This window comes from Burkholderia sp. BE17 (genome assembly GCF_009362305.1).
In the GTDB taxonomy this organism is placed as follows: domain Bacteria; phylum Pseudomonadota; class Gammaproteobacteria; order Burkholderiales; family Burkholderiaceae; genus Burkholderia; species Burkholderia pyrrocinia_C.
Window position 1 is genome coordinate 41,263 of sequence record NZ_WHNU01000004.1, and the last position, 24,204, is coordinate 65,466.

Consider the following 24,204-nt stretch of genomic DNA (forward strand, 5'->3'; position numbering starts at 1 on the left):
TCCGGCAAACCGATTCGCATATTTGACAGCACCGATCGGCGGAACTTCGTGGTAGGTTCGCCCATCGTAGCTTTTTGCAAAAACATGCCCAAAGAGGATGAATACATGACCCAGGCTCTGCAGGAACTCGAAGCACAACTTCGGGACCTGAACATCAAGCTGTCGGACGCGAAGCAGAAGGAGAAGCAGGCCGCGCTCGCGGCGTTCAAGGAACAAGTCGAGCTTTTGGGAATTACGCAGCAGGAAGTGCTGAGCGCGCTCGGCTATATCGTCCAGCGAAAACGCAAGGCGCCCGCCAAGTACTACGATCCGACGACCGGCCGCTCGTGGTCGGGCCGCGGCCCGCGGCCGAAATGGCTCGAAGGCAAGGATCTCGACACGCTCGTCGTCGACCGCGAGGCCAAGACCTGGTGGCCCGGGGACGATCAGGGCTGAAGCCCGCCGCGCCACATGGCCGCCCGGCGCCGTCCGGTTCGCGCACGCGGGCCGGCCGGCATCATCCGGCCAGCACAATGTCTTTCGTTCGGTGTCCGGCCTGATCGCGACATCGCCGGCCTCGCCGCCGACACCGGATCGCCGCTTTCCCGTTCATTGCCCGCCGATTCCCGCTCTCCGTCCCGGAAAGCGGGCGCGCGGCGCATCCTGAATCGTCGCCGACCATGCGCGCATGACGGACGAGGGCGGGTGGCGACGCGCGCCCGCACCGCCGCGCACCGGCGCGTTCGCCAGCCCGTCGCGCGCGGGCACAGGCCTTAGACGCGGGCACAGGCCTTAGAATGTCGCCGGACTTTCGTGGCAGGACACCATGGCAGCAAACATCAAATCCCCGGCGCTCGGCGGCTCGTCGGCCCCGCGCGCGGAGCAGGTCGGCCCGTACGCGTGGAAAGCGCTGGCCGGGTCGGCGATCGGCTATGCGATGGACGGCTTCGACCTGCTGATCCTCGGTTTCATGCTGCCCGCGATCACGGCGGCGCTGCAACTGACGCCCGGGCAGGGCGGCGCGCTGGTCACGTGGACGCTGATCGGCGCCGTCGCGGGCGGCATCGTGTTCGGCGCACTGAGCGACCGCTACGGGCGCGTGCGCGTGCTGACCTGGACGATCCTGCTGTTCGCGGTCTTTACCGGCCTGTGCGCGTTCGCGCGCGGCTTCTGGGATCTGCTCGTCTACCGCACCATCGCGGGCATCGGGCTGGGCGGCGAGTTCGGGATCGGCATGGCGCTCGCGGCCGAAGCATGGCCGGCGAGCAAGCGCGCACGCGTGTCGTGCTACGTCGCGCTCGGCTGGCAGGCCGGCGTGCTGCTGGCCGCGCTGCTGACGCCGTTCCTGCTGCTCCACATCGGCTGGCGCGGCATGTTCGTGGTCGGCGTGCTGCCCGCGCTGCTCGCGTGGGTCATGCGCAACAAGCTGCACGAGCCGGAAGCGTTCGTGCAGCGCGCGGCTCGGCCGAAGTCCAACGCGTTCCGCATGCTCGTCGCCGACGGCCGCACCGCGCGCACGAGTCTCGGCATCGTGATCCTGTGTTCGGTCCAGAACTTCGGTTACTACGGGATCATGATCTGGCTGCCGACCTTCCTGTCGAAGCAGATGGGCTTCTCGCTGACGAAGTCCGGGCTGTGGACGGCGGCAACCGTCGTCGGGATGATGATCGGCGTCTGGGTGTTCGGGCAACTGGCCGACCGGATCGGGCGCAAGCCGACGTTCCTGCTGTACCAGCTCGGCTCGGTCGCGACGGTCATCGCGTACGCGCGGCTGTCGGACCCGACGGCGATGCTGTGGGCCGGCGCGCTGATGGGGATGTTCGTCAACGGGATGGTCGGCGGCTACGGGACGCTGATGTCCGAAGGCTATCCGACGGCCGCACGCGCGACCGCGCAGAACGTGCTGTGGAATATCGGCCGCGCGGTCGGCGGCTTCGGGCCGGTCGCGGTCGGCGCACTGGCCGCGCACTACTCGTTCCAGACGGCGATCGCGATGCTCGCCGGCCTGTATGTGCTCGACATGGTCGCGACGCTGTTCCTGATTCCCGAACTCAAGGGCGTCGAGCTCGAATGAGCGCGGCGGGCGTGGGCTCGCTTGCGGTCGGAACGCGATGCGATCGCGCGTACTGGAAAGATTTCACCGGAAACCACGATGCAAGCAAAGAACAGGACGATCGGCGTGATGGGCTCGGGCAAGGAACCTTGGCTCGCGTTCTCGGAACCGCTCGGTGCGTGGCTCGCTCAGGCCGGCTTCAACCTGCTGACGGGCGGCGGGCAGGGCGTGATGCTGGCGGTCGCGCGTGCGTTCGCCGGCGTGCCGGGCCGGGCCGGCCGATCGATCGGCATCCTGCCGACGCAGGCCGATCCGATCGCGGGTTTCGTGCCGCTCGACGGTTATCCGCATCCGTTCGTCGACATCCCGATCCTCACGCCGCTGCCGCGCCGCGAGCCGGGCGCCGATCCGCAGACGATCAACCGCAACTACGTGAACGTGCTGAGCAGCGACCTGATCGTCGCGCTGCCGGGCGGGCACGGCACGGCCGAGGAGATTTCGCTCGCGCGGCGCTGGGGCAAGCCGCTCGTCTGCTTCGGGCCGGACGGCGCGTTTCGGGAGCTCGCTGGCGGCGCCGCATGCACGTCGTCGCTCGACGACGTGATCCGGTTCGTGGAAGACGTGTTTGCGCCGGAGCAGGCGCAGGTGGTGCAGGCGCTGCGATAGGTCGCTAGGTCGCGCGATCGGCTTCGACGGCTTGCGACCTGCGCCGTCGCGCGGCGACGAACCGGGCGCGAACGTGTCTGCTGCGACCCTGCGCGACCTTTACGCGACCCGAATCCCGAGATTCTCGATCAGCATCGCCGCCTGGTCATAGGAGACGGTCGCGCCGCGAAGGACGCCGGACGCGAGCAGTTTGGGCGTGCCACTGAGATCCACATCGCGCAGGTCGGCACCGTCGAACCGCACATCGTTCAGATGCGCATTGCGCAGGCTGCCGCCTTCGAAAACGGCGTCGCGAAAGTCCGCACCGGCGAGATCGGCGTCCGAGAAATCGAGTGCCACGAGGCGGGTCTTCCGGAATGAAAAGCGCCGCAGGCTCGCGCCGACCAGCAACGTGTTCTCGAATTCGAGGCCGAGCGACTTGCATTCCTCGAAATCGGCGCCGGTCAGCCGGCATTCGTTGAAGCGGGCCGAGCCGAGCTTGCTGCGTCGCCAGCTCGTATTGTTGAGATCGCACGATTGGAACACGGCGTCCTCGAGATCCGACGATGCAAAGCTGGCCTGGCGGCCCCGGCACCGGACCCACGATGTCTGCGCGAGCGTCGCGCCGACGAACGATGCTTCCGCGAGCGCGCATCGTTCGAATCGCGCGCCTCGCAAATCCAGGCGTGACAGGTCCGCACCTTCGAGGTCGCAGTCCTCCAGATGGAGAGGCGTCGGCGAGCCTTCGACGAGGAGCAGCAATTCGGCGCGATCCAGCGTGCGGCCGGTGATGGAGACTTCGCGGGTCATCAGGCGATCCATTGTCATGTGAAACGTTCGGGCAAACATTATCCGGATTTCGCGGCATCGCGCGTTCGGTATCGCTCACCGCGTGTTCGTGCACATTCTGGATCGGTTCATTCTTCGCGCCGACATACCGGGACAGCATGCGCCGCGACATGTCGGCGCGCCGGGCGACGTCGTCGACCAACAGGCTGTCGATCCCGGGTGAATATCAGCAGTCCGATGGCCCTGGCCGACTGAAACGTTGCTCGACCACCTCGGTTCCCCAATACGTGCCCGCGGACTCGCTGGTCAGCGTAAAGCCGAACGACTCGTACAGGTGGCGCGCCGAATCGAGACCCTTGAACGTCCACAGGTAGGTTTCGCGAAACCGCCGCTCATCGACGAAGCGCATGGCTTGCGTCATCAACTGGCGCCCGATGCCCGACCCGCGCAACGCATCGTTCACGATGAACCAGCGCAGATGCGCGACGCCGGTCGCCGGGTTGCCGTCGATCGCGAGCGACGCGAGCGTCCGCCCGTCTTCCTGGCACAGCCAAAGCGCCTTGCCGTCGGCCGGCAGCGCGCCCGCGAACTCGGCAAGCTCGGTCGCCACGCGCTTTTCGAAAAAGGCGCCGAATCCCCAGTGCTCCGAATAGAAACGCGCGTGCAGGCTCGCGATGTCGCCGATGCAGCCCGGTTGGTAGCCTTCGCGAATCTGCGGCGCATCGGGCGCCGCGGCGGGCGACTTGGCGGCGTTGTCTTGCGCGAGCGCATCGGCATACAGCGCGAGCGAACGCAGCAGCGCCTGCTGGTCGGCCGGAATCATGCGGCGTAGCGCATTCGACACCTGGTCCGTTGCGAACTGGTCGATTCTTTTCCTGAGCTTTTTCCCTTCGGCGGTGAGGGTCAGCTCGGTCGCGCGCGCATCCTCGCTCGACACGCGGCGCTCCACGATACCGGCGGCTTCGAGCCGCGCGAGTTGCCGGCTCGTGTTCGATTTGTCCAGGCGCAGGATGTTGCCGAGATCCCGGGCGTTGATGCCGGGCGCCATCCCGATCTCGAGGATCGCGTGAACGGCCGAAGGCGCCCAATCGCTGTCGGCCAGCGTGGCGCGCATGAAGCCGAGCTCGCGAACCAGTTTGCGGGAGAAGTCGCGAAGCTCGAGGATGGTCGCTTCGCGAGGCTTGGCGGGAGCGTCGATGAGATCCATGGTCTGCCCGAAAAGGTTGCGCGTCGCAATCGATAATAGTTGCGGGTCGCAACTTGATCAAGGCGGATTTTCGACGAAGCGGCGGCCCCAGGCGGCGGCCCCTTTAGTCGCCTTCGGGTGGCCCGGCGCTGAAGTCGATCGAGGGGCCAGAACGAGTCGGCAGTTTGGGGCCGTGAGCGACATTGGCGCGGATGGCGGAGTGTCGTGACGCGGATGCATACTTGACGCAGTCGACCGACCTGCGGGCAGGGGTGTCGACCGATCATCGGGCCGATTGCTCGATCGCGGGCCTTCGGCCGGACGTGATGCATCGTTGTCGATCCAGGTCCACGGACCACGGAGATCACCATGAACAAGCTGTTGCCGATGACGCTTGCGTTGCTTGCCGGATGCGCCATCAGCGCGGGAACGCTCCGCGCTGCCGGCAGCATGGATGCGCCGCCCTGCAGCGCGGCGCATGCGGCGGACCAGGGCGGCAACGGCCCGATGCCGGGCACCTCGGTCCGCAGCTTTTCGACCGTCGGTTGCTCGGGTGCGGTGCTGCAGGGCGAACGGGCCAGCGCGACGGTCGACGGCGACAGGATCGAACTGCGGGACGGCACCGTTTATGTGAACGGCCGGTCGTACGGCGCCGTCACGCCCGCGCAGACGGTCGAATACGAGGCCGCGCACGACAGGCGCATATTGAAGGTCGACGGGAAAGTCCGCACGCCGCAGCGCTGAGCGTCGATTCCGGCTGCCGCCAACCACGACGCGTCACGTCGTCTTCGGATCGCTGACTTCCATTCCCGCGTGCACGTGCTGCTGGATGCCGTACTGCGCGAACGGGTAGCGCAACCTGTTGCGCGACAGCGCTTCCATGCCCGCGATGACCTGTTCCAGTGCATCCGGCGCCGGCCCCTCCAACACGCCGGCAGGCGGTGCGTCGCACTTATTCGACCAGCGTCAGCCGGCCGTCGCTGAGCCGCACTTGGCGCCCGACCCATGCCGCATCGACGCGCGGCAGCACGGCCGACGGCTTGCGCAGCTCGCGCAGCAGCGTTGCGCCGTGCGACAGCCGGCCGCCCATGCGCGCGATCACGGCGCGCGCGGCCTGGTACTGCGCGTGCCGGCCCGGGTCGAGCGTGTCTTCCAGCAGGATGTCGTGGCCGAGCACGCCCTGCGTGTCGCCGGGATAGATCATGAAGCCGGTGGCCTCGTCGGTGCCTTCGCTGCCGTCCTGCCAGAAGCTGCCGTTGCGTTCGCGGCGCTCGGGATGAGGCGCGAACCACGCGTCGCGATCGGCGGCCGGCATCGCATGATGCAGGCGGAAGAACACGCGCATCAGGTTGTCGCGATACCACTCGCGCACCTGCAGATACCAGCCGCGCATGCCGGGCGCGCCGAGCGCGTGGAGCACGCGAACCGGCAGCGGCCAGTCGGGAAATGCCTGCAGCGGCAGGTCGGTGGGCGCCGGCCGCGCGGTGCCCGGATCGGTTTCCCACGGCAAGCGGTGCGGGCTGTCGTCGAGCCGGCCGTACACGGTCGGCGGGCGCCCCCACAGCGCGCCGCCGCTGCTGGCGAGCGATGCCGCGATGCACAGGTTGCCCTGCACGACGAACACGTAGAAGCGCGTGAACCAGTCGGCCAGTTGCCGGCCGTCGGCGCGCTGCTCGACGAGCGTCGCGAGTTCCCGGTCGAAGCGACGCAAGCCGTGCTCGAGCGTCGGCAGGTGGGTGCGCGCGACGCGCAGCATGCGCCAGAACACCGGCAGCGATCGCAGCAGGCGCAGCGGTCGCCAGCGCAGCGGCGGCGTCGCGCCGCCGATCTCGCCGCTGTAGTTGCCGGCCGATACGCCCCAGTCGGCGAGGCGCGCCAGGAACAGGTCGTTGTTGATGTACGACGCGCCGCCATAGAGCGCGGTGAACGGTTCGTTGTCCCGCAGCACGCGTGCATCCCAGCGCGCCATGATGGCCGGGATGCTGCCGGCCGCGCGGCGTTGCGCATACTCGACCAGCCGGCTCGGCTGCGGCGGCAGGATCTCGGCGATGTTGGCGGAGGTCAGGTGCCGGTGCCAGCCGTAGCTGCTGATCGGCCGGTACTGCAGCAGCCACAGCCGCGTGCCGTCCCATGCCCATTCGACATCGCCCGGCACGTAGTGGAACGCGCGCAGCACACGTTGCAGGAAGGTCCACAGTTGCGTCGCGCTCAAGCCGTGCGCGGTCGGGAACGTGCCGCTCTGCCAGGGTTCGCCGAGCCGCGACAGGATCGCGCGCTGCGGGCTCGCCTGCCCGTCCGCGAGCGTTTCGAGGTGGCCCCGCACCCATTCGACTTCGACCGCGAGATGACGCACGAACGCAATGCCGGACAGCACGGGCGTGACGAAGCGCTGCACGACCGCTTCCTCGAGCCCGCCGTCGAGCAACTCGGCCACGCGCGCGGCCGCCTGCGACGCCGGCACGCGCAGGAACGTCGTGTGCAGGCCGGCGTTGGCTGCATCGGCCTGGTCTTCGCCATGACTCGACGAGCGGATTGCCCACTCGACATCGGGCTGGCTCGCGAGAAAGCCGGGCAGGCGCGGGTCGTCGGCGCGGGTGAGCGACAGCGCGGGCGGCACTGGTAGCCCGGCCATCGCGGCCAGCGCCAGGCGTCCGCCTTTCGTATGTGCGACGAAGCCCGTGTCGCCTGCTTCGAGCCACTGCGCGAAGGCCGCCGGCGCATCGATCCACGGATAGTGTCCCCAGCCGGCCTGCAGCGTGACGGTGAGGTCGGCGCGCGCGAGGATCGCCGACCACGCGGCGGCCTGCCGCACGCCGAGCACGTTGTCCTGGTCGCCCCACACGAGTTCGATGCGATCGGCCACCCACTCGAGCAGCGGCAGCGCGGTATCGGCGCGCACGAGATCCCAATGCGGCAGGAACGCGCGGCAGCGCGCATAACCGGCGCCCATGCGGCGGTACTGCGCGGGTGTCCAGGTGAGGTTGGAGAACTTGCGTGCGAATAGCGTCGGGTAGTGCGCGAGCAGCCAGTGGATGGTCTTGCGCAGCGGCTTCGGCGCCATCAGTTTCGGCAGGTGCCGTTCCCACAGGAACGCACCGACGGGCGCGAGCAGCACGCTGCGGCTGAAGTGGCCGGGGCGCCGCTGCAACGCGTGCAGCACCAGCAGTGCATTCACGCCGACCGCCATGATCGCGTGGCCCGGTTCGGTCGCGTCCAGCAGCGCTTGCGCGTAGGCGGCGAGGTCTTCGCACGGCGGCGCGGGATTGTCGCCGAAACCCGGCAGTTCCAGCGGCACGGGTTGGTAGCGGTGGAAGTGGGGCAGCGCATCGTCCCACCAGTCGGCCGCGCTGCCGTTGCCGGCGAGGAGGTACAGGATCGGTTTGCTCATGGTGGCTTCGTCGGTCGACGATCGTCGCGGTTGCGCTCGCCCGATTACGCGGCGACGCCGGCGGATGCAACGGGTCTCTTTCGCATTGCGCCGGTGCGAGCGGAATCGGAGCGTGGCCGCGTTCGGATCGATTGTTGCGGGCATTCTACGCGAGTCGATTCATTGCGATTTTCATTCCGGGTTTCGGGTTTTTCGATGTGTGATCTATACGCGTTACCCGGTTGTCGATTGACCGACATGTCGAGCACGACTCCATTCAGATGCTGGTCATGAATTACCTGTGCAAAGAGTCCTGATGCCGGCAATGAAGCCTTGACCGGCCCGATTCACGCGTCGGCGTCCGGCTCGGCGCGCGGCGTCTTGCCGGTCCAGCGCCGGTACGCATGACGGAAGCTGCGCGGCTCGCTGTAGCCGAGACGTTCCGCGATCGCCGCGACCGTCAGCGTGTGGTCGTCGAGCATCCGCACCGCTTCGTCGTGGCGCACTTCATCGAGCAGCGACTGAAACGTGATGCCGTCCTTGTCGAGCCGCCTGCGCAGCGTGCGCTCCGTCAGGTGCAGCGCATCCGCGAGCGACGTCATCGACTTGAAGCGCGACAGGTCGCGCGCCATCAGCTCCTTCGCGCGATCGGCGAAGCGCGTACCGACCGACGCAGCCCACTGACGTTCGAGCGCCTCGCACTGGTAGTGCAGCGCGTTGAAGCTGACTTCGTTCGCGAGGCGAGGCGTTTCCGTGCCGTTCACGGACGTGAACACGAGACGATTGTCGCCCGCATTGAACCCGACCTTGCAGCCGAAGTGGCGCGCATAGTCGGCCGCATTGCGCGGCGTGCGGCGCGCGAGCTGCAGCTGCTCGGGCCAGACCGGCTTGCCGACGAGATCGGACACGATCAAACGCAGGCTGGACAGGCACATGTCGACCTGAAACACCTCGAGGTCGGGTTCGCCGTTGTAGCGGCCGATCGTCACGCTCATGCCTTCCGCGTGCGCATCGATACGCACATCGAAATACAGCCCCATGAACAGCGGAAACTGGCTCATGCACCGGAACGCCTGCATCACGGAGCCGCTGATCAGCATCGCGTAGCCGGCGAGGCCGAGCGTCGACACGTGCAGCGGCGCGCCGATCGACAACCCGATCGACGGCACGCCGCTGCAGCGCAGCAGGTTGCGGAAGCAGCGCTGCTCCTGGCCGCGATTCACGTGCAGGTTCGGCGATGCGACTTCGCCCGCACCGAGCCCCGTGCCTTCGAGCAGCGCGGCGCCGTCGATATGCCGCACGCGGCACTCGTCCAGCGCGACCGCAATCGCGTGGACGGTGGCGGGAATGTCTTCCTGGCGTCCGGCCGGACGCGCGAGGCCGAGCGACGAGCGCAGGCTGCGCTCGGCCCTGCTCTGGTTTCGATGGGAGCGGCTGTCCATGGTGCGGATGCGGCGATGGGATCGCGTAGAACATAGCCGGAATGTCCGCAAAACGCCAGTGCGGCACAGCACCATTCAAGACTCGCCGGCGCGATGCGCGGCGACCTGTCCGTAAATATCCCTCGATTACGTCCGCTTTTCTCATTCGTCGTCGATTTTTTGGCGCACCACACTCATTTCCGAATCGCGCAATGCACGCGTTGCCGACGAAACGGGTGTTGACGTCATGAACGAAATCCACGCGAGGACAGCATGAGCAACGACTGGCCAGGCCGATCCGCATCGGTCGTTTCGACGAACGACTCGGAGCCGCGCGCGCGTCGATGCGACGCAACCGGACGACGCAACGCGCATCCGCTCGGACTGTTCACGCTGGTGATCTTCGGCCTCGCGTACATGCTGCCGATGACGGTGTTCACGACCTACGGGATCGTCACGAGCGAGACGAACGGGCATCTGACGGCCGCGTATGCGCTCACGCTGGTCGCGATGCTGTTCACCGCGCGCAGCTACGGCCACATGGCGCGGCTGATGCCGAGCGCCGGGTCCGCATATACGTTCGCGAGCCGCAACTTCGGCACGTCGGCCGGTTTCATGGTCGGCTGGGCGCTGCTGATGGACTACCTGTTCATCCCGATGATCAGCTACCTCGCGATCGGCATCTACATGAAGCAGCTATTCCCGGCCGTGCCGGCCGGCGTGTGGATCGTCGCGAGCATCGCGCTGGTCACCGGGCTGAACATCGTCGGCATCCGGCTCGTCAACCGCGTGAACCTGATCCTGATCGCGAGCCAGCTCGTGTTCATCGCGATCTTCGTCGCCGCATCGGCGCGGGTCGCGAGCGGCGAAGGATTGTCGATGGCCGTCGCGTTGCCGTCGTCGGGCGACGCGCGCGCGATCTTCGCCGGGTCCGCGATCCTGTGCCTGTCGTTCCTCGGCTTCGATGCGGTCACCACGCTGTCCGAGGAAACGCGCGAGCCGCGCCGCACGGTCCCGCGCGCGATCCTGCTCTGCACGCTGACGAGCGGCCTGCTGTTCATGCTGATCGCGTACATCGGGCAAGTGGTGTTCCCCGACTGGCGCGCGTTCAAGGATCTCGATTCGGCCGCCCTCGAACTGATGCGGCGCATCGGCGGCGGCACGCTGTCGGCGCTGTTCGTCGCGGTCTACGTGGCCGGCTGCTTCGCAAGTGCGATGGCCGGGCAGGCGAGCGTGACGCGCGTGCTGTTCGCGATGGGCCGCGACCGGGTGCTGCCCGAGCGCGTGTTCGGCCACCTGCATGCGCGGCTGCACACGCCGGTGCGCGCGACGCTCGCGGTCGGCGTCGTGTCGCTGTCGGCGCTGTTCATCTCGCTCGATCTCGCGTCGACCATGATCAGTTTCGGTGCGCTCGTCGCATTCGCGATCGTGAACCTGTGCGTGATGCGCAGCTATCTGTGCCGGCCCGAGCACCGCCATGCCGCGGGCTGGATCACGTTCGGCGCGATGCCGGCGATCGGCTTCGCGATGAACGTGTGGCTCTGGTCGGGGCTGTCGCGCCAGACGTTCTACGTCGGCATCGGCTGGCTCGTGCTCGGACTCTGCCAGCTCGTGTGGCTGACGCGCGGCTTCACGCGCCCGGCGCCGACGCTGTCGATGAATTGACGACCGGTCGCGCAATGCCAGTTTTGAAACCCTGAAGGAGGAGTGATCCATGAACGCCGTTGACGTCAATCTCGATGCGGACCTGCAGGCGCTCGGCAAGCGCCACCTGCTGATGCACTTCACGCATGCCGATGCGTATCGCGACCACGCGCTGACCGTGTTCGACCGCGGCGAAGGCTGCTGGCTCGTCGACCGCAACGGCAAGCGCTACTTCGATGCGCTGGCCGGGCTGTACTGCGTGCAGGTCGGCTATAGCCACGGCGCGGAGATCGGCGACGCGATTCGCGAGCAGATGGTCCGGCTGCCGTTCGCAACCAACTGGGGTTATGGCCACGAACCGGCGATCCGGCTCGCGCACAAGCTCGCGGCGCTCGCGCCGGACGGCCTGAACCGCGTGTTCTTCACGTCGAGCGGGTCGGAGTCGAACGAATCGGCGATCAAGCTGGTGCGCCAGTATCACCAGTCGCGCGGGGAGCCGCAGCGGCGCAAGTTCATCGCGCGGCGCGTCGCGTATCACGGCACGTCGTTCGGTGCACTTGCGCTGAACGGGATGACGAACTTCCGCAAGCATTTCGAGCCGCTGATGTCGGGCGTGCGGCATGTGGGTAACACGAAGCGCTACGGCCGCCCGGCGGGCGAGACGGAAGCGCAGTTCACGCGTCACCTGCTCGACGAGATCGAATCGCTGATCGTGCAGGAAGGGCCGGACACGGTCGCCGCGATCGTCGTCGAGCCGCTGCAGAACGCGGGCGGCAGCCTGACGCCGCCGGCCGGCTACGCGGCCGGGCTGCGCGACATCTGCGACCGGCACGGCGTGCTGCTCGTCGCGGATGAAGTGATCTGCGGGTTCGGGCGGCTCGGCGAATATTTCGGGTCGGCGCGCTACGGGCTGAAGCCGGACATCATCACGTTCGCGAAAGGCATTGCGTCGGGATACGTGCCGCTCGGCGGCGTGATCGCGAGCGACGCGGTCGTCGACACCGTGCTCGATGGCCCGCAGCAGATGTTCCTGCACGGCGCGACATACGGCGGCCATCCGGTCGCATGCACGGCCGCGCTCGCGAACCTCGCGATCATGGAACGCGAAGGCGTGCTCGCGAACGTCCGCGACAACGAAGCGGTGTTCCGCCGGACGCTCGACGGCCTGCTCGAACTGCCGTGCGTCGGCGACGTGCGCGGCGACGGCTACCACTACTCGCTCGAACTCGTGACCGACAAGGCCGCGCGCCGCTGGTCGGCCGATATCGGCGCGCAGGCGTTCGTGTCGACGCTGCTCGCGCCCGCGATTTTCGACGCGGGGCTGCTGTGCCGCGCGGGTGTCGATCATGAAGGCACGCCGATCGTGCAGTTCTCGCCACCGCTCGTGATGTCGCGCGACGAGATCGTGTGGTTCGTCGCGCAAATCCGCGACATCCTCGTCGACACCTGTGCGCGTGCGATGCGCTGAACCGACATCCTCATAACAGGAGCATTCGATGCGAACGTCACAACAGTCCTATATCGGCGGCCAGTGGCTCGATCCGGCCGATGCACGGTCGATCGACGTGATCGACCCGGCTACCGCGCGGCCGTATGCGCAACTCAGGATCGGCGGCGCGGCCGACGTCGACCGCGCGGTCGGTGCGGCGAAGCAGGCCTTCGACGCGTACTCGCGCTGGTCGGTGGACGAGCGCGTCGCGCTGCTGCAGCGCGTGCTCGACATCTATCGGCGCCGCTACGAAGAGGTCGCGCAAACGATCAGCCAGGAGATGGGCGCGCCGATCGCATTCGCGCGTGCGATGCAGGCCGCGGTCGGCACCGCGCACCTCGAACAGACGATCCGCGCGCTGCAGTCGTTCCGCTTCAGCACGCAGACCGATTCGCTGCTGGTGTCGCACGAGCCGATTGGCGTATGCGCGCTGATCACGCCGTGGAACTGGCCGATCAACCAGATCGTGTGCAAGGTTGCGCCGGCGCTCGCGGCCGGCTGCACGATGGTGCTCAAGCCGAGCGAGATCGCGCCGTTCAGCGCGATCCTGTTCGCCGAGATCCTGCACGAAGCCGGCGTGCCGCCCGGCGTGTTCAACCTCGTGCACGGCTACGGGCATGAAGTGGGCGATGCGCTGTCGCGGCACCCGGATGTCGACATGGTGTCGTTCACGGGTTCGACGCGCGCGGGCGTCGAGGTCGCGAAGGCGGCAGCCGATTCCGTGAAGCGCGTGCACCAGGAGCTCGGCAGCAAGAGCCCGAACCTGATCCTGCCCGACGCCGATATCGAGGATGCGGTTACGCGCGGCGTGCGCAGCTGCTTCAGCAACAGCGGCCAGTCGTGCAATGCGCCGACGCGGATGCTCGTGCATGCCGATCATCTGGCGCTGGCCGAGCGGGCCGCGCGCCGCGAGGCGGAACGCACCGTCGTCGGCGATCCGCGTTCGGCGGAAACGGGCATCGGACCGGTGGTCAGCCGCACGCAGTTCGACCGTATCCAGCACTTCATCCGGCTCGGGATCGAAGAGGGCGCGACGCTCGTCGCCGGCGGCCCCGGGCGGCCGGACGGGCTCGGCGACGGCTTCTACGTGCGGCCGACGGTGTTCTCGAACGTCACGCCGGGCATGACGATCGCGACCGAGGAAATCTTCGGGCCGGTGCTGTCGATCATGACCTACCGGACCGAGGACGAGGCGGTCGCGCTCGCGAACGATTCGGTGTACGGGCTCGCGGCCTACGTGCAGTCGAAGGATCTCGAACGCGCGCGCCGGATCGCCGCACGGCTGCGGGTCGGCAACGTCCACATCAACTACCCGGCGTGGAACCCGGCCGCGCCGTTCGGCGGCTACAAGCGCTCGGGCAACGGGCGCGAGTATGCGGAGTTCGGCCTCGTCGAGTATCTGGAGACGAAGGGCACGACGGGGTACACGGAAGGCGGCGCGCGATGAAGATCACGATCCCGCGGGTGCATCACGAGACGAACACGTTCCAGCCGGTGCCGACGCCGCTCGCGGCGTTCGGCCGTAACGGCACGGCAAGAAGCGAAGCGTCATCGGCATTCATCGCGCGGTAGCGGTTCAGGCCGCCGCGAAGCAGCCGGCCTCGCGTCGACGCCGCGTTTGCAGACGCTCAGCCCTCTTCGGGATCCGTTGCGGCCGCATCGGATCCCGCAACGTGAGCGGCGGCCCGCCTGCGGATCTCGGAGTCGAGGATCAGACGCCCGCGCAGCTTGCCTTTCATCCGCTTCACATGCTTGGGCGCCTCGGTCATGTGCTCGACCATCAGCGCACGGACGCGCTCGGCATCGCGCTCGCGTGCGGCCTGCAGGATCGCCTTGTGGATCGACACGTTCGCTTCGCCGAAGCGCTTGTGCTCGACGAGCGGCGTATCGTTCCGGAACTCGATCAGCTGCCGGATCATCTCGTTGATCAGCTCGCAGCTGAATCGCAGGAAAGGGTTCGGGTTCGCGGCCGCGAGGATGTCGTGGAACGTTGTGTCCTCCTGCCGCTGGCGCAGCATGTGGCCGCGGTCGTGCACGCCCGACGCGCCGTCGCAACACGCGATGTTCGCCTCCAGCGCCGCGAAGTCACGCTCGGTCAGGTGCGGCACGGCGCCCGCCGCCAGTTCGGGTTCGAGCAGCTTTCGCACCGTATAGATGTCGTCGATCGTCACGTCCTTGAAGAACAGGTAGTTCTGCAGGAGCTGCAGCGTGCGGTCGAGCGGCACCTCGACGACCATCCCGCCACCCGACGGCCCGGTCGTGACCTTGATGAGCCCCTGCACCTCGAGCGACTTCAGCGCCTCGCGGATCGTGCTCTTGCTGACAGCGTAGAGCTGCTGCAGCTCGGCTTCGCGCGGCAGGCGGTCGCCCGGCTTCAGGTCCTTCTCGGTGATCAGCCGCTTGATCTCCTCGGCGACGAGGTCGGCCCGCTTCGGCTGCTTGATTTCGACCGCGAGGCCCGCCCTGGCTCGGTCCATGACCATCTTCACGACTCCTTTGTCTGACTGCGCGCTGCGTCATCGTCGACGATCCGTTCCGCGCAGGGTACGGAATTTTGCCTGATTGACACCAATTTTGATCAACTCTAGCATCAGGTTCATTCTATTTATCATGATAAATAGGATCAACCGGCGGCGCGCATCCTGCAGGGCGTGGGCACGGTTTGGCAGTCGGTCGCATCGCGTGTGTCCCCTTTATCAGGAGCGTCAACTTGAATCGCCGAGAACTGTTGAAACTGGCCGCACTGTCGGCCGTGCCGGGTGCGCTCGGCAGCATGTCGTCCCGTGCCGCGTTCGCGCAGGGTTCGACCATCCAGCTTGCGTGCCCGGTGCCGATGTCGGGGCCGTTCGCCGCCAACGGCAAGTACGCCGATCTCGGCATGCAGCTCGCCGTCAAGCAATACGGCAAGGTGCTCGGCGCGCCGCTTGCCTATACGGCGCTCGACACCGAGGGCAAGCCCGCGACCGCCGTGCGGCGCGTGCAGGAGATCGCGCAGCAGAAGGGCGTGCGCTTCTTCGCGGGCGGCATCCTGTCGTCCGAATCGCTGGCGATGGGCAAGGAAGTCCAGAAGGCGGACGGCGTGTTCATCACGACGGCCGGCGCGGACGAAATCACCGGCAAGGATTGCAATGCCGCGACGTTCCGCTGGTCGGTGCCGACCTTCGGCGCGATCGAGCAGACGGTGCGCCCGTTGATCCAGATGGTGCCGAAGGCGAAGCGCTGGTACACGATCACGCCGCAATACGTGTTCGGCGACGGCCTGCTGTCGGCCGCGAAAGCGATCTTCAAGGAGAAGGGTATCGAGCATGTCGGCAACAGCTACCACTCGCTCGCCGAGAAGGAGTTCAGCGGCTACCTGACGAACGCGGCGGCCGCGCAGCCGGACGTGCTGCTGATCCTGAACTTCGGCTCGCAGTCTTCGGACACGCTGCGCCAGGCCGTCAGTTTCGGGATGAAGCGCAACTGCACGATCCTGCTCGCGTGGGCATCGGGCCTCGAGCAGTTCGAGGCGCTCGGGCCCGACATCTGCGACGGCGTGTATTTCGGCGCGCAGTACTGGCACGGCATCGATTCGCCGCTGAACCGCGACCTGGTGAAGCGCACGAACGCCGTGTTCAAGGCGAACCCGAACTACAGCCTCGCGGGTTCGTACATCTGCTCGAAGATCCTGCTCGACGCGATGGTGAAGGCCGGCAGCGCCGATCCGAAGAAGGTCGTCGCGGCGATGGAGGGCATGAAGTACGACGGCCTCACGGGCCCGGAGGAAATCCGCAAGGCCGACCACCAGGTGCTGAAGAACTACTACCTGCTTAAGGGCAAGCCGAAGGGCCGGATGAAGAGCGCGGACGACTATGCCGACATCGTCAGCTCGGGCCAGTCGTTCCTGCCGGTCGACAAGACGGGTTGCAAGCTCGCGTGACGCCGTGCATGCGTCCGCGGCCGTCGTGCGCCGCGGACGTCCGTTACCTTCCTTTCCGACACGGAAGCCATGAACGTCTATCTGCTGCAGATCGTCAACGGCATCGGCGTGGGGATGCTGTATTTCCTGCTCGCCGTCGGCCTGTCGATCGTGTTCGGCCTGCTGCGCTTCGTGAATTTCGCTCACGGTGCGTTCTACCTGCTCGGTGCGTATCTCTGCTACCAGGCGCTGCAATGGTCGGCGAATTTCTGGGTCGCGCTCGCGGTCGTGCCGCTCGTCGTCGGTGCGTTCGCATGGATCGTCGAGAAGCTCGTGCTGCGTCATGTGTATGCGCAGCAGCATGAATTCCACATCCTGGCGACGGTCGGGCTCGCGCTCGTGCTGCAGGAGTGCGCGATCCTCGCATGGGGCCCGCTCGGCGACAACGTGCCGCCGCCCGACGCGCTGAACGGCGTCGTGATCTGGGGCGGCTTCGTCTACCCGAAATACCGGCTGTTCGTGATCGGCTTCACGGCCGTGCTCGCCGCCTTGCTGTGGTGGGTGCTCGAAGGCACGCGGCTCGGCAGCACGGTGCGCGCGGGCAGCGAATCGACGGAGATGGTCTCGCTGCTCGGCATCAACGTGACGCGCGTGTTCAGCCTCGTGTTCGCGCTCGGCGCGGCGACGGCGGCGCTCGCGGGCGTGCTCGCCGCGCCGATCCGCGGCGTCGATCCGTTCATGGGCATCGAGGCGCTCGGCGTCGCGTTCGTCGTGGTCGTCGTCGGCGGGATGGGGAATTTTCTCGGCGCGCTCGTCGGCGGGATGCTGGTCGGCATCGTGCAGAGCCTGATGAGCACGCTGTGGCCGGAAGGCGCGCGATTGATGATCTACGTCGCGATGGCGGCCGTGCTGCTGCTGCGTCCGAACGGGTTGCTGGGGAGGGCCGCATGATCGAATCGTCGAAACCGCTGCCGTCGGGGGCGGCAGCCTCGCAGCGCGCGCCGGCATGGCGCGCTGCGTTGCAACGACCGGAGGGTTGGCTCGCGGTGGCCGTCGTGTGCGTGCTACCGGTCGTGCTGAGCTCGGGCTCGCTCGCCACCGAGGTGCTGGTGTTCGCGCTCGCCGCGCTCGGCTGCAACCTCCTGCTCGGCTACACGGGGCTGTTGTCGTTCGGGCAGGGCATCTTCTTCGGGCTCGGCAGCTATGCGGCGGGGCTCGTGCTGACGCGCGGCGTCGCGTCGGTGAGCGTCGCGCTGCTGTCGGCCGCCGTGCTCGGCGCCGTCGCGGCCGCGCTCGTCGGCTGGTTCTCGATCCGGCAGCGCGGCACTTATTTCGTGATGCTGACGCTCGCGTTCGGGCAGCTGTTCTACTTTCTCGCCTATACGACGCCGGACGTCACGGGCGGCGACAACGGGCTGCTCGACATCCCGCGCCCCGCGCTCGCCGCGTTCGGGCATCCGTTCGTCTCGCTCGATTCGCCGTGGCGCTACTACGGCTTCGTCGCGGTGCTGTTCGTCGCGGTGTTCTGGCTGCTGCTGCGCGTGTCGCGCTCGGTGTTCGGCCGTACGCTGCTCGCGATCCGCGACAACGAGGCGCGCGCGGCGGCAGCCGGCTACGACGTGAAGCGCTTCAAGCTCGCGGCGTTCGTGATCTCGGGTGCGGTCACGGGCCTCGCGGGTGCGCTGCACGCGTTGATGACGGGCATCGCGCCGCTGTCGAACATCGACTATCACACGAGCGAGATGATCCTCGTGATGACGGTGATCGGCGGCACGGGCAACCTGTTCGCGTCGGTACTCGGCGCGGCGTTCTACGTGCTGTTCGCGGACTGGCTGTCGACGCTGTGGCCGCGCTGGCTGCTGCTGCTCGGCCTCGTGCTGATCGCGGTCAGCCTGTTCATGCAGCGCGGCTTGTGGGGGCTGGGCGAACGCGTCGCGGCGAAGCTGCGGCGCACCGAAGGCACGGCGACTGACGCCAGGGAGCAGCAATGAGCGAAGCGATTCTCGAGGCGCGCGGCATCGTCAAGCGCTACGGCAAGTTCACGGCGCTCGGCGGCGTCGATCTGCGGATCATGCCGCGCACCGTGCATTCGGTGATCGGCCCGAACGGTGCGGGCAAGACGACGCTGTTCCATACGTTGACGGGCACGCTGCCGATCACGTCGGGCTCGATCCTGTTCGACGGTCACGACGTGTCGCGCGAACCCGATCACAAGCGCGTGCGGCGCGGCATCGCACGCTCGTTCCAGGTGACGAGCTTGTTTCCGAACCTGAGCGTGCGCGAGAACCTGCGGGTTGCCGCACAGGGCGTCGAATCGCGGCGCGCGCTGAATCCGTGGACGCCGCCGCGCGGTGCGCTCGCGCACGGCGGCATCGTCGACGACGTGCTCGAGCGGCTCGGCCTGCAGCGCTTCGTCGACACGGCGGCCGGCGTGCTGTCGCACGGCCAGCAGCGCCGGCTCGAGGTCGGGATGGCGCTGGCGGCACGGCCGCGCGCGATCTTTCTCGACGAGCCGACGTCGGGCATGGGGATCGACGATCTCGGCGACATGAAGGCGCTGATCCGCGGCCTGCGCGACGACTACACGGTCGTGCTGATCGAACACAACATGGGAATCGTGATGGACATCTCGGACACGATCACGGTGATGCAGCAGGGCCGCGTGCTGGTCGAGGGCAAACCCGACGCGATTCGCGGCGACGAGCGCGTGCGCAGTGCGTATCTCGGCAACATGATCACGGGAGGCCGCGCATGATGCTCGACGTGAAGGAGGTCCATGCGTGCTACGGCAAGAGCCACGTGCTGCAGGGCATTACGCTGAACGTGAACGAAGGCGAGACGGTGACGCTGCTCGGCCGCAACGGCGCGGGAAAGTCGACGACGCTCAAGACGATCGCGGGCGTCGTCGCGCCGACCGGCGGCGCGGTGACGTTCGCGGGCCGGCCGATCGCCGGGCAGCCCGCGCACCGGATCGCCGCGCGCGGGCTGTGCTTCGTGCCCGAGCATCGCGGGATTTTCCGGCTGCTGTCGGTCGAGGAAAACCTGCGGCTCGGCGCGCGCCGCGATTCGCCGTGGCAGCTCGATGACATCTACCGGATCTTTCCGCGCCTGAAGGAGCGCCGCCGCAACGGCGGCGCGCAGCTGTCGGGCGGCGAGCAGCAGATGCTCGCGATCGGCCGCGCGCTGACGAACCACCCGCGGCTGCTGATGCTCGACGAGCCCGTCGAAGGGCTCGCACCGGTGATCGTCGAGGAGATCGTCGAGCAGTTGAAGCGGATCAAGGCGGCCGGCGTCGCGATCCTGCTGGTCGAACAGAACCTCGAAGTGTGCACGCAGCTTGCGGACCGCCACTTCGTGATCGAACAGGGCGTGATCGTCTACGAAGGCAGCAACGCGGCGTTCGCCGCCGATCACGAGGTGAAGGACCGTTACCTGGGCGTCGGCGTCGCGTAAGCGCCGTGCCCTTTCATTGCGAGGAATTCCATCGATGCAAGTTCAGGATTCGACACCGGCCGTCGCGGCGTCCGGCTTGCGCGTCGACGGCGCGCGGCTGTGGGACAGCCTGATGCGTCTCGCGCGGATCGGCGCGACCGACAAAGGGGGCGTGTGCCGCCTCGCACTCACCGAACTCGATCGCGACGCGCGTGACCTGTTCGTCGCATGGGCGAAGGAAACCGGCTGCACGGTGCGTGTCGATGCGATCGGCAACATCTTCGCGCGGCGTGCTGGCGCACGCGACGACCTGCCGGCGGTGACGACGGGCAGCCATATCGACACGCAGCCGACCGGCGGCAAGTTCGACGGCAACTACGGCGTGCTCGCGGGCCTCGAAGTGCTGCGCACACTCGACGACGCGGGCGTGCGTACGCGTGCGCCGCTCGAGGTCGCCGTTTGGACCAACGAGGAAGGCTCGCGCTTCGTGCCCGTGATGATGGGCTCCGGCGTGTTCGCGGGTGCGTTTACGCTCGACCATGCGCTCGCGCAGTGCGACCGCGACGGCGTGTCGGTGCGCGACGCGCTGGGCGCGATCGGTTATGCGGGCGATGCGGACGATGGGCGCGACGCGCATCCGGTCGGTGCGTATTTCGAAGCGCATATCGAGCAGGGGCCGGTGCTGGAGGCGCACGATACGACGATCGGCGTGGTCGAGGGCGCGCTCGGGCAGCGCTGGTATGACGTGACCGTACACGGGATGGAGGCGCACGCCGGCCCGACGCCGATGGCGTTGCGACGCGACGCGCTGCTGGTTGCGGCCGATCTCGTGCGCGCGGTGAACGGCATCGCGTGCGCGCATCCGCCGCACGGACGCGGCACGGTCGGCTGGGTCGACGTGCACCCGAATTCGCGCAACGTGATTCCGGGCCGCGTGACGCTGACCGTCGACCTGCGCGCGGCCGACGACGCGACGCTGGCGGCGATGGATGCGCAACTGCGCGCGACGTGCGCCGACCTGGGCGCATCGGCCGACATGCGGATCGACGTCGAGCAGGTCGTGTCCTTCCCGCCGCAACCGTTCGACACGACGCTGGTCGAGCAGGTTCGTGCCGGCGCGGGCGCGCTCGGGCTGTCGTCGATGAACGTGATCAGCGGCGCGGGCCACGACGCCGTGTATCTCGCGCGCGTTGCGCCGACCGCGATGATCTTCGTGCCGTGCAAGGACGGGATCAGCCACAACGAGATCGAGGACGCTGATCCGGCGCATCTGGAAGCCGGCTGCAACGTGCTGCTGCAGGCGATGCTGGGCGTTGCCGGGATCGTGGAAGGTGACGCGCGATGAAGATCCTGATCGCCCGGATGAACCACGAGACCAACACGTTCTCGCCGGTGCCGACGCCGCTCGCCGCGTTCGGCCGCAACGGCCCCGACTGGGGCGACGACGCGTATCGCGCGAACCACGGGATGCGCACCGCGATGGCCGCGTTCATCGATGCGGCCGCGCGTGAAGGCGCTGAAATCGTGACGCCGGTGTCGGCGGCCGCGAACCCGAGCGGGCCCGTCGCGGCCGATGCGTATGCGACGATCTGCGATGCGATCGTCGCGGCCGCGTCCGGCTGCGACGCGGTGATGCTCGACCTGCACGGCGCGATGGTCGCCGAGCAGAGCGCGGACGGCGAGGGCGACCTGCTCGCGCGCGTGCGCGCGGCGCTGCCCGACGCGCCGATCGCGGTCGCGCTCGACCTGCACGCGAACGTCACGCAGAAGATGATCGACCACGCGGACGTGATCGTCAGCTTCAAGACTTATCCGCATGTCGACATGTATGAGACCGGCGAGCATGCCGCGCGCGTGCTGCTCGACCGGCTTCACGGCCGCGCACGGCCGGTGCTTGCATGGCGGCAACCGCCGCTGATGACGTCGACGCTGCGCAGCGCGAGCGCCGAAGGCGCGATGCGGCGCGCGGTGGAGGCCGCGCGCGCGGCCGAGGCAGAGGTCGGCGGCGTGCTCGCCGTGTCGGTGCTTTCGGGTTTCTCGCTCGCGGACATTCCCGCGCCGTGCATCAGTGTCGTCGTGGTCGGCGACGGTGACCGCGCGGCGGCCGATGCCGTCGCCGAACGTATCGCGCGGCAGATTTGGGACGCACGCGACGAGTTCGTGTACCGCAGCGCGCCGCTCGCGGAATCGGTCGCGCAGGCCGCGGCGCTCGCGCGCGGCGCGGACCGCCCGGTGCTGATGCTCGATCACGGCGACAACTGTATGTCGGGCGGCCCGTGCGACACGATGGACCTGCTCGAAGAAGCGCTCGCGCAGGGGCTCGACGGCATCGTCAGCGGGCCGCTATGCGATCCGGAGGCCGTCGCGGCGCTGATCGACGCGGGTGTCGGCGCGACCGTCACGGTGCCGGTCGGCAACCGGCTGCCGTCGCACGGCGGCGTGCGGCGCGAGCCGTTTCGCGCGACGGGCGTCGTGCGCGCGCTTACCGACGGCGAATACGTGATCACGGGGCCGACATACACGGGCCAGCGCGCGTACATGGGCCGCACGGCCGTGCTCGACATCGGCGCGGCGACGCTCGTCGTCACCGAGCGCACGCAGGAGCCGTGGGATCTCGGCGTGTTCGAGAGCGTCGGCGTCGATCCGCGCCGCGCGCGCTTCCTGCTGCTGAAATCGCGGATGTATTGCCGGCCGGTGTTCGTGCCGATCGCGGCCGCGCTGGTCGAATGCGACAGCCGCGGCGTGACGGGCTCGGACTACGGGCTGTTTCGCTACGAGCGGCTTGCGCGGCCCGTGTATCCGCTCGATGACGTCGCTCGGTGGGAGCCGGGCGCGTCACCGGCGGCCTGACGGAGCGGGGCGCGAGACGCCGGATTTGCACGCTTTCGGGCATCATGCGATGGCAGCGGCCCGTCGAGCAGCAGGGTCGTGCAATTCATTGCGTCCGCAACCGATCCGGAGAACCGACCGCCATGCATTCGAATCCTTTCCGCCTGCGCAGCGCGCGCCTGCTCGCCGCGCTGACCCTCGCCACGACGGCCGTCGCCGTGCATGCCGCCGACTGGATCGTGTCCGGCAACGACGGCAAGTACCAGCGCGTCGAGGGCCGCGACACCTTCCTCGCCTCGCCGCCCGCCGACACGCTGACGCTGCTCGACGCCAGCACGTTCCCGCCGAAGGTCGCGCTGCAGGTCGACGTCGAGAACGGCATCCAGGGGCCGCCGCAGGCCGTCGCGATCACGCCCGACGCGAAGCTCGCGTTGGTCGGCGCACCGACGCGCTACGACACGGCCGCGAAGCAGCTCGTGTTCGACACGTTCCTGCAGGTCGTGAATCTCGACGCCGCACCGCCCGCGATCACGCGCATCGAGCTCGGCACGCATCCGCAAGGGATCGCGATCGACCGTTCGGGCCGGCTCGCGCTCGTCGCGAACGTCGACGGCAGCGTATCGATCCTGCGCATCGACGGCACGCAAGCGACGCTCGACGGCAACCTGAAGATCGGCAAGAAGCGGCTCGCGGGGATCAGCTTCACGCACGACGGCAAGCATGCGCTCGTGTCGCTGCGCGACGAGCAGGGTGTCGCGGTGCTGAACGTCGACGACGGCAAGGTGAGCGACAGCGGCACGCGCCTGAGCACGGGCGTCGCGCCTTACACGATCGACGTGTCGAGCGACAACCGCTGGGCGGTCGTCAGCAACGTCGGGCTCGCGGGGCTGCCGGGTTATGCGGGCACGCTCGCGGGCGACGCCGATACGGTCGCGCTGATCGACGTGTCGCGCGTGCCGTTCCGGACGGTCCAGTACCTGACGGTGCCGTCGCTGCCGGAAGGCGTCGCGATTTCGCCGAACGGGAAATGGATCGCCGTGCAGGCGATGGACGGCTCGAACCTGACGCCCGACAATCCGGGTCGCCACAAGCTCGGCAAAGTGCTGCTGTTCGAGATCCGCGACGGGCAGGCTGTGAAGACCAGCGAGTTGCCCGGCGGCGAAGCCGCGCAGGGCATCGTGTTTACCGCCGATAGCCGGCACGTGATCGTGCAGTTCAACGTCGAACGGCAGCTTGCGCTTTATGCGGTGGAGGGCGGCAAGCTGCGCGATACGGGAAAGCGTATTGCGCTGACCGGCGGGCCGTCTTCGTTGAGGACGTTGCCGCGCTGACGCGCGAGGCGCCGGTTCGTTCATCTCCCTGCGTTCATGTGGCGCCCGGATTTTCCGGGCGCCTGTCGATGCGCGACCCGCTTCGACGCCGCTGCAACGCAGCAAGCGGTGGGTCGCACGATCGAAGACGACGTGCAGCTC

21 protein-coding genes and 1 pseudogene are annotated in these 24,204 nt (G+C 67.9%); 16 read left to right on the forward strand and 6 right to left on the reverse strand.

What is annotated here, in order from left to right; all coding sequences use genetic code 11:
• Positions 1 to 105 precede the first annotated feature (105 nt).
• The 3 genes from GD429_RS05555 (at position 106) to GD429_RS05565 (ending at position 2,698) form a co-directional block, all read left to right on the forward strand.
• Positions 106 to 435 (forward strand): H-NS family nucleoid-associated regulatory protein, encoded by a 330-nt coding sequence (locus GD429_RS05555; protein WP_034182616.1) that lies wholly within the window; start codon positions 106 to 108, stop codon positions 433 to 435.
• Positions 436 to 805: 370 nt separating this feature from the next.
• Positions 806 to 2,053: an MFS transporter gene (locus tag GD429_RS05560; RefSeq protein ID WP_152856039.1), complete on the forward strand. Its 1,248-nt coding sequence runs from the start codon at positions 806 to 808 to the stop codon at positions 2,051 to 2,053.
• A gap of 78 nt (positions 2,054 to 2,131) precedes the next feature.
• Positions 2,132 to 2,698 (forward strand): DNA-binding protein, encoded by a 567-nt coding sequence (locus GD429_RS05565; protein ID WP_152856040.1) that lies wholly within the window; start codon positions 2,132 to 2,134, stop codon positions 2,696 to 2,698.
• 99 nt (positions 2,699 to 2,797) lie between these two features.
• Here the strand turns inward: GD429_RS05565 and GD429_RS05570 are convergent, their stop codons facing one another.
• Positions 2,798 to 3,487, reverse strand: coding sequence for a pentapeptide repeat-containing protein (locus GD429_RS05570; RefSeq protein WP_227791552.1), 690 nt, complete (start codon positions 3,485 to 3,487; stop codon positions 2,798 to 2,800).
• 205 nt (positions 3,488 to 3,692) lie between these two features.
• The gene (locus tag GD429_RS05575) at positions 3,693 to 4,673 is read right to left on the reverse strand and encodes a helix-turn-helix domain-containing GNAT family N-acetyltransferase (protein ID WP_152856041.1); all 981 of its coding nucleotides are present in this window, start codon (positions 4,671 to 4,673) and stop codon (positions 3,693 to 3,695) included.
• A gap of 348 nt (positions 4,674 to 5,021) precedes the next feature.
• On the opposite strand from GD429_RS05575, the gene GD429_RS05580 reads away from it, so the two are divergent.
• A complete protein-coding gene (locus GD429_RS05580; protein ID WP_152856042.1) occupies positions 5,022 to 5,396 on the forward strand; it encodes a sugar ABC transporter ATPase in 375 nt (124 codons plus the stop codon).
• Positions 5,397 to 5,429: 33 nt separating this feature from the next.
• Here the strand turns inward: GD429_RS05580 and GD429_RS40300 are convergent, their stop codons facing one another.
• The 3 genes from GD429_RS40300 to GD429_RS05590 all read right to left on the reverse strand — a co-directional run bounded on the left by GD429_RS40300 (position 5,430) and on the right by GD429_RS05590 (position 9,461).
• The gene (locus GD429_RS40300; protein ID WP_193727066.1) at positions 5,430 to 5,582 is read right to left on the reverse strand and encodes a hypothetical protein; all 153 of its coding nucleotides are present in this window, start codon (positions 5,580 to 5,582) and stop codon (positions 5,430 to 5,432) included.
• Between the two features lie 22 nt (positions 5,583 to 5,604).
• Complete coding sequence (locus GD429_RS05585) at positions 5,605 to 8,040, reverse strand: PEP-utilizing enzyme (RefSeq protein ID WP_193727061.1); 2,436 nt, start codon at positions 8,038 to 8,040, stop codon at positions 5,605 to 5,607.
• A gap of 326 nt (positions 8,041 to 8,366) precedes the next feature.
• Entirely contained in the window at positions 8,367 to 9,461 is a 1,095-nt protein-coding gene (locus tag GD429_RS05590; RefSeq protein ID WP_152856043.1) for an AraC family transcriptional regulator, read from the reverse strand.
• Positions 9,462 to 9,713: 252 nt separating this feature from the next.
• On the opposite strand from GD429_RS05590, the gene GD429_RS05595 reads away from it, so the two are divergent.
• The 4 genes and pseudogenes from GD429_RS05595 to GD429_RS40305 all read left to right on the forward strand — a co-directional run.
• Positions 9,714 to 11,105 carry an APC family permease gene (locus GD429_RS05595; protein ID WP_152856044.1) on the forward strand — a complete coding sequence of 464 codons (1,392 nt, stop codon included), beginning with the start codon at positions 9,714 to 9,716 and terminating at the stop codon, positions 11,103 to 11,105.
• Positions 11,106 to 11,154: 49 nt separating this feature from the next.
• Complete coding sequence (locus GD429_RS05600) at positions 11,155 to 12,552, forward strand: aspartate aminotransferase family protein (protein ID WP_152856045.1); 1,398 nt, start codon at positions 11,155 to 11,157, stop codon at positions 12,550 to 12,552.
• 28 nt (positions 12,553 to 12,580) lie between these two features.
• Positions 12,581 to 14,020: an aldehyde dehydrogenase family protein gene (locus tag GD429_RS05605; RefSeq protein ID WP_152856046.1), complete on the forward strand. Its 1,440-nt coding sequence runs from the start codon at positions 12,581 to 12,583 to the stop codon at positions 14,018 to 14,020.
• Positions 14,017 to 14,103, forward strand: a pseudogene (locus GD429_RS40305) (M81 family metallopeptidase); the annotation flags it as partial. The gene GD429_RS05605 and the pseudogene GD429_RS40305, both read left to right, overlap by 4 nt.
• Before the next feature lie 98 nt (positions 14,104 to 14,201).
• Here the strand turns inward: GD429_RS40305 and GD429_RS05610 are convergent.
• Positions 14,202 to 15,056 carry a FadR/GntR family transcriptional regulator gene (locus GD429_RS05610; RefSeq protein WP_152856047.1) on the reverse strand — a complete coding sequence of 285 codons (855 nt, stop codon included), beginning with the start codon at positions 15,054 to 15,056 and terminating at the stop codon, positions 14,202 to 14,204.
• A gap of 227 nt (positions 15,057 to 15,283) precedes the next feature.
• Here GD429_RS05610 and GD429_RS05615 point away from each other — a divergent pair, with 227 nt between their 5' ends.
• From GD429_RS05615 to GD429_RS05650, 8 genes are all read left to right on the forward strand, one after another.
• A complete protein-coding gene (locus GD429_RS05615; RefSeq protein WP_152856048.1) occupies positions 15,284 to 16,492 on the forward strand; it encodes an ABC transporter substrate-binding protein in 1,209 nt (402 codons plus the stop codon).
• A gap of 69 nt (positions 16,493 to 16,561) precedes the next feature.
• Positions 16,562 to 17,422 carry a branched-chain amino acid ABC transporter permease gene (locus tag GD429_RS05620; RefSeq protein ID WP_152856049.1) on the forward strand — a complete coding sequence of 287 codons (861 nt, stop codon included), beginning with the start codon at positions 16,562 to 16,564 and terminating at the stop codon, positions 17,420 to 17,422.
• Positions 17,419 to 18,462 (forward strand): branched-chain amino acid ABC transporter permease, encoded by a 1,044-nt coding sequence (locus GD429_RS05625; protein WP_152856050.1) that lies wholly within the window; start codon positions 17,419 to 17,421, stop codon positions 18,460 to 18,462. Before GD429_RS05620 ends, GD429_RS05625 begins: the two co-directional genes overlap by 4 nt.
• Entirely contained in the window at positions 18,459 to 19,226 is a 768-nt protein-coding gene (locus tag GD429_RS05630; protein ID WP_152856051.1) for an ABC transporter ATP-binding protein, read from the forward strand. The genes GD429_RS05625 and GD429_RS05630 overlap by 4 nt, the downstream gene beginning before the upstream one ends.
• Positions 19,223 to 19,924 carry an ABC transporter ATP-binding protein gene (locus GD429_RS05635; RefSeq protein WP_152856052.1) on the forward strand — a complete coding sequence of 234 codons (702 nt, stop codon included), beginning with the start codon at positions 19,223 to 19,225 and terminating at the stop codon, positions 19,922 to 19,924. The genes GD429_RS05630 and GD429_RS05635 overlap by 4 nt, the downstream gene beginning before the upstream one ends.
• A gap of 34 nt (positions 19,925 to 19,958) precedes the next feature.
• Complete coding sequence (locus tag GD429_RS05640; protein WP_152856053.1) at positions 19,959 to 21,248, forward strand: Zn-dependent hydrolase; 1,290 nt, start codon at positions 19,959 to 19,961, stop codon at positions 21,246 to 21,248.
• Positions 21,245 to 22,753 (forward strand): M81 family metallopeptidase, encoded by a 1,509-nt coding sequence (locus GD429_RS05645; RefSeq protein WP_152856054.1) that lies wholly within the window; start codon positions 21,245 to 21,247, stop codon positions 22,751 to 22,753. The genes GD429_RS05640 and GD429_RS05645 overlap by 4 nt, the downstream gene beginning before the upstream one ends.
• 122 nt (positions 22,754 to 22,875) lie before the next feature.
• The gene (locus GD429_RS05650; protein WP_152856055.1) at positions 22,876 to 24,063 is read left to right on the forward strand and encodes a YncE family protein; all 1,188 of its coding nucleotides are present in this window, start codon (positions 22,876 to 22,878) and stop codon (positions 24,061 to 24,063) included.
• The last annotated feature ends 141 nt before the right edge of the window (positions 24,064 to 24,204 follow it).

What these genes read in the sequence shown, in the direction of transcription:
- GD429_RS05555 (WP_034182616.1), top strand. Translation starts at nt 106, where the DNA reads ATGACCCAGGCTCTGCAGGAACTCGAAGCACAACTTCGGGACCTGAAC.
- GD429_RS05560 (WP_152856039.1), top strand. Translation starts at nt 806, where the DNA reads ATGGCAGCAAACATCAAATCCCCGGCGCTCGGCGGCTCGTCGGCCCCG.
- GD429_RS05565 (WP_152856040.1), top strand. Translation starts at nt 2,132, where the DNA reads ATGCAAGCAAAGAACAGGACGATCGGCGTGATGGGCTCGGGCAAGGAA.
- GD429_RS05570 (WP_227791552.1), bottom strand. Translation starts at nt 3,487, where the DNA reads ATGACCCGCGAAGTCTCCATCACCGGCCGCACGCTGGATCGCGCCGAA.
- GD429_RS05575 (WP_152856041.1), bottom strand. Translation starts at nt 4,673, where the DNA reads ATGGATCTCATCGACGCTCCCGCCAAGCCTCGCGAAGCGACCATCCTC.
- GD429_RS05580 (WP_152856042.1), top strand. Translation starts at nt 5,022, where the DNA reads ATGAACAAGCTGTTGCCGATGACGCTTGCGTTGCTTGCCGGATGCGCC.
- GD429_RS05585 (WP_193727061.1), bottom strand. Translation starts at nt 8,040, where the DNA reads ATGAGCAAACCGATCCTGTACCTCCTCGCCGGCAACGGCAGCGCGGCC.
- GD429_RS05590 (WP_152856043.1), bottom strand. Translation starts at nt 9,461, where the DNA reads ATGGACAGCCGCTCCCATCGAAACCAGAGCAGGGCCGAGCGCAGCCTG.
- GD429_RS05595 (WP_152856044.1), top strand. Translation starts at nt 9,714, where the DNA reads ATGAGCAACGACTGGCCAGGCCGATCCGCATCGGTCGTTTCGACGAAC.
- GD429_RS05600 (WP_152856045.1), top strand. Translation starts at nt 11,155, where the DNA reads ATGAACGCCGTTGACGTCAATCTCGATGCGGACCTGCAGGCGCTCGGC.
- GD429_RS05605 (WP_152856046.1), top strand. Translation starts at nt 12,581, where the DNA reads ATGCGAACGTCACAACAGTCCTATATCGGCGGCCAGTGGCTCGATCCG.
- GD429_RS05610 (WP_152856047.1), bottom strand. Translation starts at nt 15,056, where the DNA reads ATGGTCATGGACCGAGCCAGGGCGGGCCTCGCGGTCGAAATCAAGCAG.
- GD429_RS05620 (WP_152856049.1), top strand. Translation starts at nt 16,562, where the DNA reads ATGAACGTCTATCTGCTGCAGATCGTCAACGGCATCGGCGTGGGGATG.
- GD429_RS05625 (WP_152856050.1), top strand. Translation starts at nt 17,419, where the DNA reads ATGATCGAATCGTCGAAACCGCTGCCGTCGGGGGCGGCAGCCTCGCAG.
- GD429_RS05630 (WP_152856051.1), top strand. Translation starts at nt 18,459, where the DNA reads ATGAGCGAAGCGATTCTCGAGGCGCGCGGCATCGTCAAGCGCTACGGC.
- GD429_RS05635 (WP_152856052.1), top strand. Translation starts at nt 19,223, where the DNA reads ATGATGCTCGACGTGAAGGAGGTCCATGCGTGCTACGGCAAGAGCCAC.
- GD429_RS05640 (WP_152856053.1), top strand. Translation starts at nt 19,959, where the DNA reads ATGCAAGTTCAGGATTCGACACCGGCCGTCGCGGCGTCCGGCTTGCGC.
- GD429_RS05645 (WP_152856054.1), top strand. Translation starts at nt 21,245, where the DNA reads ATGAAGATCCTGATCGCCCGGATGAACCACGAGACCAACACGTTCTCG.
- GD429_RS05650 (WP_152856055.1), top strand. Translation starts at nt 22,876, where the DNA reads ATGCATTCGAATCCTTTCCGCCTGCGCAGCGCGCGCCTGCTCGCCGCG.